This window comes from Tenacibaculum sp. 1_MG-2023, assembly GCF_030547425.1.
In the GTDB taxonomy this organism is placed as follows: Bacteria; Bacteroidota; Bacteroidia; order Flavobacteriales; family Flavobacteriaceae; genus Polaribacter.
In genome coordinates this window covers 126,146-134,643 of record NZ_JAUORH010000009.1, presented here as the reverse complement: position 1 = coordinate 134,643, position 8,498 = coordinate 126,146, and the positions used below count along the sequence as shown (strand labels likewise).

The 8,498-nt window shown below is 33.7% G+C and carries 7 protein-coding genes; 1 reads left to right on the top strand and 6 read right to left on the bottom strand.

What is annotated here, in order from left to right; genetic code table 11:
- Positions 1-363 precede the first annotated feature (363 nt).
- Positions 364-987: a leucyl/phenylalanyl-tRNA--protein transferase gene (gene aat, locus Q4517_RS08370; RefSeq protein WP_303508073.1), complete on the top strand. Its 624-nt coding sequence runs from the start codon at positions 364-366 to the stop codon at positions 985-987.
- 97 nt (positions 988-1,084) lie between these two features.
- Here the strand turns inward: aat and Q4517_RS08365 are convergent, their stop codons facing one another.
- The 6 genes from Q4517_RS08365 to Q4517_RS08340 form a co-directional block, all read right to left on the bottom strand.
- Complete coding sequence (locus Q4517_RS08365; RefSeq protein ID WP_303508072.1) at positions 1,085-2,335, bottom strand: Shedu anti-phage system protein SduA domain-containing protein; 1,251 nt, start codon at positions 2,333-2,335, stop codon at positions 1,085-1,087.
- 176 nt (positions 2,336-2,511) lie between these two features.
- Positions 2,512-2,739 (bottom strand): hypothetical protein, encoded by a 228-nt coding sequence (locus tag Q4517_RS08360; protein WP_303508071.1) that lies wholly within the window; start codon positions 2,737-2,739, stop codon positions 2,512-2,514.
- A gap of 113 nt (positions 2,740-2,852) precedes the next feature.
- On the bottom strand, positions 2,853-3,371 hold the full coding sequence (locus Q4517_RS08355; RefSeq protein WP_173359899.1) for a DUF4833 domain-containing protein: 519 nt from the start codon (positions 3,369-3,371) through the stop codon (positions 2,853-2,855).
- Between the two features lie 31 nt (positions 3,372-3,402).
- A complete protein-coding gene (locus tag Q4517_RS08350; protein ID WP_303508070.1) occupies positions 3,403-3,720 on the bottom strand; it encodes a multidrug efflux SMR transporter in 318 nt (105 codons plus the stop codon).
- A gap of 120 nt (positions 3,721-3,840) precedes the next feature.
- Positions 3,841-5,763, bottom strand: a complete 1,923-nt coding sequence (locus Q4517_RS08345) for a CocE/NonD family hydrolase (RefSeq protein WP_303508069.1) — start codon at positions 5,761-5,763, stop codon at positions 3,841-3,843.
- A 74-nt stretch (positions 5,764-5,837) separates the two neighbouring features.
- Complete coding sequence (locus Q4517_RS08340) at positions 5,838-8,336, bottom strand: zinc-dependent metalloprotease (RefSeq protein ID WP_303508068.1); 2,499 nt, start codon at positions 8,334-8,336, stop codon at positions 5,838-5,840.
- Positions 8,337-8,498 lie beyond the last annotated feature (162 nt).

Below are 8,498 nucleotides of genomic sequence, written 5' to 3'. Positions count from 1 at the left end.
GTTATGTTGAGGAAACGCCAGCGCGTCACGCTGATGACTCCGTTATGTTGAGGAAACGCCAGCGCGTCACGCTGATGACTCCGTTATGTTGAGGAAACGCCAGCGCGTCACGCTGATGACTCCGTTATGTTGAGGAAACGTCAGCGAGCTTCGCTGATGGTTTCGTTGTGTTGAGGAAACGCCAGCGAACTTCGCTGATGGTTCCGTTGTGTTGAGGAAACGTCAGCGAGCTTCGCTGATGGCTCCGTTGTGTTGAGGAAACGCCAACGAACTTCGCTGATGGTGACTATACCACGTTTTTATTAATAAAACGTTGATGTTGAATTCACGGATATAGTATTTTTGTAAAAAAGAATGTAACGAATGATTTGGCTTTCTGAAAAAATAGAGTTTCCTCCGTATGAGTTGGCTACTGATGATGGTTTACTGGCTTTGGGCGGTGATTTATCGGTTGAGCGATTGGTGTATGCCTACCAACATGGAATTTTTCCATGGTTTAATGAAGGGGAGCCGATTGTTTGGTATTCTCCATGGGAGCGTATGGTGTTGTTTCCTGAAGAGGTAAAGATTTCCAAGTCGATGAAACAGGTATTGCGAAAAGGTGGTTTTACGATAACGGAAAACAAAGCTTTTGATGAGGTGATTTTTAACTGCCGACATATCAATCGTTTTGATCAATTAGGTACTTGGATTACCGATGAAATGGAAGATGCATATATAAACTTACACGACAAAGGCTATGCAAAATCTATTGAGGTATGGATGGACGGTAAATTAGTTGCAGGTTTGTACGGAGTAGATTTAGGAAACGGGGTATTTTGTGGCGAAAGCATGTTTAGCAAAGTAAGTAATATGAGCAAAGTTGCGTTTATCTATTTAGCACAAAAGGGAGGCTACAAACTCATCGATTGCCAAGTATACAACGATCATCTGGCAAGTTTAGGTGCGAGAGAAATTCCTAGAGAGGAGTTTTTGAGGTGGTTGTGAACGGTCTCGGCTATGAGTAGTTGCGTGGTTTAGCACGAATTTTCCAAAGTAGGCGAGTAGAAGTAATTAATTATAGTCATTGTTGTAACCAGTTTTTTTACATATAAAATTGTGAAACTACACCATCAACTAAATCGTCAAAAGTTATAATTTCAATATCTCTATAATCATCAATTATTTCTTTCCAAACATCACTTGAAAAGTCCCATCTTCTACCAACTACTAAATATCTTTTCGGATATCTAATATTGATATTATATTTTTCTTTAATCCATTTTCGATTATTAGGGTCTTCAAAATATTCTTTGTAAACTCTTGTTTGCGAAATGTATGCGTTAATTTCTGCTGAAAAAGTTTCTCTATTTGATTTTCCAACTACTGTTTTAGATTTAATATCAGGCAACTTAAACTCAACAATATCTGCATATCCATTTGGCTTTACAATTAGAAAATCTGGTTGAATATCATTTTTTTCCTCTGATTGCCATTTTAGTAAAAGTTGAGGATGGATTTCTTTTGAAAGAAATCCCATAGTAAGTATGAATTTGTTTTCAGGTTGTTCTAAAAACTTTGTCAGTTTTGGTTCAGTCGTTTTGGAATTGCCTATCAATTCAATAAATCTATTGATTTGAGGAAGTTTATTGAATTTATAATCGTCTTTTGGTGGTAATGGATATTTAAAATGTGCATCGTGTTCAACCAATGATGCTAATTCAGTTAGCGAAACTTTTATTTCGTGTGTTTTTTCAGTTTCATTGAAAATTTCCATTGGTAGAAAATCAAGCCATTTTATGTGACGAGTTTTTAAACCATTTTCATCAGCATCAAAAAATCTTGCGTTAACAATTCGAGTGAACTGCTTTTCAGGAACGTGAAAACCTGGACTGTTAATTCCCATAATTGAATCTTGAGCCATCCAATTCCATTTTAATTCAATTAACTTGTCCATTCCTTTATTTGTTGGATAAACTAAATCTTCTGAATAAGGTGGAATTGGCATTGTAAAAGGAATTGCAGTACTCTCAAATTTAAATCCTATAATATCTTCAAGTAGATTTGTTTTTGAATCTGCGAAATCATAGTGAGTAACTTTCACACCTCTTGATTCGGGAAGTTTGTTTGTTTTTTCTGGTCCAAAATATTCAATTGCCAAATGTGTTCTCCCAATATAAATTACTATCTGTTCGTGTTGTAATAATAAAGCAGGAAATGTTTTTATTAATTCAGTTTCTTTTTCAAGATATTTATATAATGGAAGCCAATAGTTTTCATTTATCCCATTCATAATTGAGAGAACTAAATTAGTCTCTTCTTTCGGTAGCTTTTTATTTGTATGAGGATGTTCCATCAAATTGGTTACAACTTGTTTATATAAGTACTTTTAGTGTTTTATACGAATAATCTGGAGGTATAATAGCACTTTTTTCCAAATATAAAAAAATAAAAAGAGTACTTAGAGTTTAATTCAATAAGCTTAGTTAAATAAGCGTCTTTAAAACAGACGCTTATTTAGTATTATAGGTTTTAAACCCCACTAACAGGACCAGTAAGTGGAGTTTGAGCAGGTTTGGCTATTCCGTAAACCACTACGACCCCAGAGCCACCACCCCAAGTAGAATAGGCAGGGTCAGGTTTTGCTTCCATTACCGTTTGAGGTAGGTTCCAGTTATTGGCACACCAAAGGTTTCCTGCTTGGTTAACAACTACATCAGTCAGCATTTGTATACTACCCGAGTGAATGGTGTGAATCACCTCTCCTGTAGTAGCGTTAAAAATTTCTAACAGGAGGGATTATCATCTAGTATTTTAAATTAAACTCAAAGATCAATTTTTGTGTCTAGATTTATATAAGATTGTTTTATCGTTTAAAAGTCTTCAACTTTAATTTCAATTTTTTTATTGGTATTGTAGTCTTTTCCGTAAAGAATAACCGATTTTATTTCAGTACTTAAACCAGTTCCATTAATATTTAAGAACATTCTGTCTAGGTATATTTTTGTTGTATTATGGTTTACAAAAATTTTGTAACGATTGTTTTTTTTCTCTAAATTAAAAACAAGTTTTGAAGAAGCAGCTAGCCTAAATTTAAAAGAATTATCATCTGCATTAAGCAATACCATACCATAAGCAAGCCTTTTTTGTGTTGGAGTTAGAGGCTTAACTTCAGCATTTTTGGTATATAGTATTCTGTATTCTTTAATAGGCTTTTTGGTGTTTAACTTAGAGTTTTTAAGATTAACATCGTATACATATGTGTTAAAATTATTGCTGTGTTGTATGTAAAAAAGGCTATTAGAGTTTTTAGGAGGAACAGGGTAATTCTCTTGTCCGTATGTTATAAAATGAATGTTTAAAAAAAGAAGGAAAAAATATTTTTTAGGCACAGTTAGTTTTTTTTGAGAATAAAATAATAGTTTAATTGGCTAGTTTTAGTCCTACTATTCCAAATACAATTAATGATGCAGAAATAAGACGCCAAATGTTGGCTGAGTCTCCTAAAAATATAATACCAACAAGTAAAGTACCTACAGCGCCTATACCTGTCCAAACAGCATAAGCTGTTCCCATAGGAATTGTTTTTTGAGCTAACCATAAAAAATATCCACTGGTAGCCATACAAATAATAGAAATACAAATGCCTAAGAATTTATATTGAACGTTTTGAGAAAGCTTTAAGCCTAAGGGCCATCCTATTTCAAAAATACCAGCTATAATTAAATAAATCCAGTTCATAAAATACATTATTATTTAAAGATAAAGGTACATATTGTTATTTAGAGTTATAAATTCTAAAATAAAAAAAACTCACAATACTTAAGTGTTGTGAGTTTTTAAATAGAAAAAAGTTTGTTGTTATTTTAAGACTGTAAACTCTATACTAGAGTCAGTAAATACTGAGTGTGTTTGTGTTTTAAAATCTTTTTCGTCTGCTTTGTAAATATTGTCTACATAGGTTTGCGGATTCAAATCGATTAAAGGAAACCAAGTACTTTGTACTTGTATTTGCACTTTATGTCCTTTTTTAAATGTATGGAAAACATCTTGTAGTTTAATATTTACGGCTGTTTTTTGATTTGGTGTAAAAGGTTCTGGATTTGAAAAACTATTTCTAAAACGTCCACGCATTACCTCGCTACGTACCATTAAATGATAGTTGCTTAGTTTTAAATGTGGTTGCATTTCTTTGTTATCATTTTTTAAATCAGCAGGATGCACATCAACAACCTTCACAATCCAATCAGCTGCAGAACCTGTAGTAGCTACTTGTAGCTTTGCTAAAATATCACCTGCAAGTGTAAAGTCTTCGGTTAATACTTCTGTTTCATAAACGAGTACATCAGGTCTACGTGCAGCAAAACGCTGATCGTCTGTCATATATTTACGGGGAGTAAACACCGTTTTAATATCTTCTGAATAAGGCACAGGTCGCTTAATATCACTAATAAAACTAACCTTGTTGTTTCCTTTTTGAGTTGCTGTTAGTTCTTGGTTTTCTGAAAGGAAAAATGTTTGTTTTTGAGCATTTTTTGGCGGCCATACATCGTATGATTTCCACGTTTTTTTACCTGTATCAAAAACATAAGCTTCTGGTAATCCTGAGTTTTTAGAACCATCACCTTTTAAGAAGTGGTTAAAGAATTTTGTTTCTACTTCTTTTTGGAATTTTAAAGAGATAGAGTCTCCAAAGTAGTAATTACCCACTTTGTTAGCCACTTTATTTCTAGACCATCCACCATGGTCCCAAGGTCCAAAAACAATAGTATTATAGTTGTCTGGTTGGTTTTTTTCAATGTTTTTATAAGTTTCTAATGGACCGTACAAATCTTCAGCATCAAATTCACCTCCAACAATCATTGTTGCTACGGTAGAAGGAACTTTATCTAAATGTTGAATAATTCCTTTGCTTTGCCATACCGAGTCGTAATTAGGATGCTCTACAATTTCCTTCCAAAAGAAGTCATCAATACGCTCTTTATTATCAGCTATTTTGGTGTCTAACTTATCGTATTGAAAATATTTGTTTAAGTTTTTAAGAGGTCCTTTATCTAAGAAAAACTGATATTGGTCTTGAGTTTTCATATCAGGGAATGAATACCAAGCTGAATCAGTTGGTTGATCTTTGTAAGTTCCGAATAAAGAAATGGCTTTAAAGTAGCTTAGTAAAAAAGCTCCGTTATGATGAAAATCATCAAAAAAGAAATCTCCAATACAAGCTTGTGGTGAAGCAGCTTTTAAGGCTGGATGCGCATCAATAGCAGAAACAGTAGCGTAATGCCCAGGATATGAAATTCCCCATGTACCTACCTTACCATTATTATTTGCTACATTGTTCACTAGCCAATCGATAGTGTCATAGGTATCGGTAGTTTCATCGGTTTGTTTTGCTGTTTTATTCGGAATATAAGCACGCATATTGTCATACACTCCTTCACTCATCCAACGTCCGCGAACATCTTGATATACTATGATGTTTCCTTCTTTCATTAAAACTGGGTTTGGACCAATTTTTCTTCTAAATTTATCTTCTCCATAAGGTTGGCAACTATACGGAGTACGTTGTAGTAAAATAGGATAGGTTTTACTAGTGTCTTTTGGTGAATAGATAGTGGCGTGTAGTTTTACACCATCTCTCATTGTAATTTTTACCTCTTTTTTTGTGTAATGGTCTTTAACGTAGGTGTTTTCTGTCTTTTCAGCTTTCTTTGCTGTTGTTTTTTTAGTACAACTAGCAAACGAAACTGCTAGTATAAAGAATAGAAGTAAGTTTTTTTTCATTTGGTTTTTGTTGATGTGTGATAAAAGTATAAAAAATAACAGCAATCTAATAGATTGCTGTTATGTAAGAAAAATTAGTTGTTTGGATTTAGAATAGTGTCTATTCTATCTGCTGCATCTTGTAAATGGTAACGGGTTATTGTGTTACGAGCTGAAGGAATATTACGTTTAATATCTTTTTGTAAACGTTTTAGCTCTCCTCTTACCACAGGTTTAATATCTGATTGATTAATAGTAACCGCTGTTTGTTTAAAATAACCACGATCACTTCTTGGTGCTTTTTGGTCTTTTGCTTTGTTTAGTAAAAAGTCCAATCTGTCTAAATGTGCACGTTGTAAGTTTCTACGATACGGATCTATAGTTTTATTAGCATATACTTCGCTCCAAATACCTTTACGTAAATCACCCATCATTTCAATAAGAGAATACGCTTTAGTTCCGTTTAAAGTTTCATTCTCAATCATACGTGTTAGTCTTCCAGTTTTTAAAACTCTGTTTAACGTTCGCACTTGTAAACTTCTTATACGCTCAATAATTCCAGAGTGTTGTGTTTTACTGATGATATTTTCGTCAATTAACCAAGTAGGAGTTTTAAACAATTCGTTATTTACAAATTGTAGAGCTCTTTTTTGATGCTCTTTAGGTACGTGTACATAAACAGCCCCATCTTGATCGGAAGTTTTAAAGTATTCATATACACCACCAATATTAGAACTTACGTGTCCCATATATCTGTTAAACTGACCAACTACTTGTCCGTACATAGTTTTCAGTTCTTCGTAGGTTTCACCATCTTCAGTAGTCCACTCTTCTAAACGAGGTAAAATACGTTGTAAGTTTTTAATACCATAAGTACTAGCTTTCATAGCATCATCACCTAAATCTTCTGTTTGTGAGCTAGGGTCAATGATATTACGAACTTGTTGGTGTCCGAATCTATACACAGGGTTTCCTGCTTTTTCTTTAATCCACTGATTTAAGATTGTTTTTTCATCTTTAGCTGATTTATCTAAGATTGGTCTGTATCCCCAGTTGATAGCATATTTATCGTAAGGTCCAATATTAGGCATTAAAGCAACTCCTTTGTCTTCTGGTTGTGCTACATAGTTAAAACGAGCATAATCCATGATTGAAGGAGCTGTTCCGTTCTTTTTAGTGAATTCAGCAGAACGTAAAGAATCTACAGGATATGCAACAGAACTTCCCATGTTATGAGGCAGTCCTAAAGTATGTCCAACTTCGTGAGAAGAAACAAAACGGATTAAGCGCCCCATAACTTCATCTTTAAATTGATTTCCTCTTGCATCTGGATTGATTGCAGCTGTTTGTACAAAAAACCAGTTGTGTAATAAAGTCATTACATTATGATACCAGTTAATATCTGATTCTAAAATTTCTCCTGAACGAGGATCACTAACGTGAGGGCCATTTGCATTTGGGATTGGAGATGCTAAATAACGAACTACAGAGTAACGTACATCTTCAGGGCTCCAATCAGGATCTTCTTCTTTAGTAGGAGCATCTTTAGCAATGATGGCATTTTTAAATCCAGCAGCTTCAAAAGCAACTTGCCAATCTTCAATACCTTGTTTGATGTACTTACGCCATTTTTTTGGTGTGGCTCTATCAATGTAGTATACGATTTGCTTTTTAGGCTCTACTAATTCACCTCTTTTAAACTTTTCAAGATCTTCGTCTTTTACTTCTAAACGCCATCTGTCTAAATAGGTAACCGATTTACTTTTTTGAACATCTAAACCATAATCTGTTTGAGAACTCGTAAACCATCCTACACGTTCGTCAAAATAACGTCTTTTCATAGGTGTTTTAGGAAGTAAAATCATAGAGTTACTCAATTCCATAGTTACAGAACCTACACTTGAATTTGATGGAGGATTCCCAGCAATGTAAGTTTTTACATTTCTAACTTCTATGTTTTGAGGATAACTGCTAATTCTGTCAATATAAGATCTTGTTTTATCCATTTTAGAAATCTTATAACGCTTTCTGCTTCTTTGTGGAAAAGTAATTGCTTTTACATCACCTTCAAAAAGAGGACTAGCGTCAATTACAGTAGCTGTAGAGTCTTTACTAAATGCTTTGATTGGAAAAGCATATAAGATAGGTTCAAAATTAGAGTTTACAACCGCTTCGTGTACTGGTAAAATGGTGTCTGCTACAACATTGTGAGAAACTACTTTTAGTAAAATTTGTTTCTTGTTTTTTACCCAACGTAACACTTGTGTATTTTGTTTTCCTCCACCAAAACCAATTCCGCTAGCAGTTTTGGCAATTCTAGTCACCATTAGCATTTCACGATTGAGAAGAGAATCTGGAATCTCAAATAAATAGTTAGCATCTTTTGAATGAACTTTAAACAAACCTTCGTCTGTTTTGTGTTTTTTGGTAACTACCTTTTCATAAGGTTGTATACCACCCTTTTTAGGTTTGTCTTTTTTAGCGGGAGTCTCTTTTTTTGTGTTTTTTTTCTTCTTTCGTTGCGCTTCTGCATCCAAAGAAACTCCTAAAGCAAGAAATACCACTAAAATAGTTGAAAGTATTTTTTTAGTCATTGTAAAAATTAATTGAATAAATAAGTGCGGAATTTAGCAAAACTACTACCAGAATTATCTTAATTAATTGTTAAAGAGGTGTTTTAAGGTGTAGTTTTTTCTTTATTTATGGCTAGTTTTCAGTTTTTTACTGCATTGTAGTGTAAATAAAACCCCGTACCT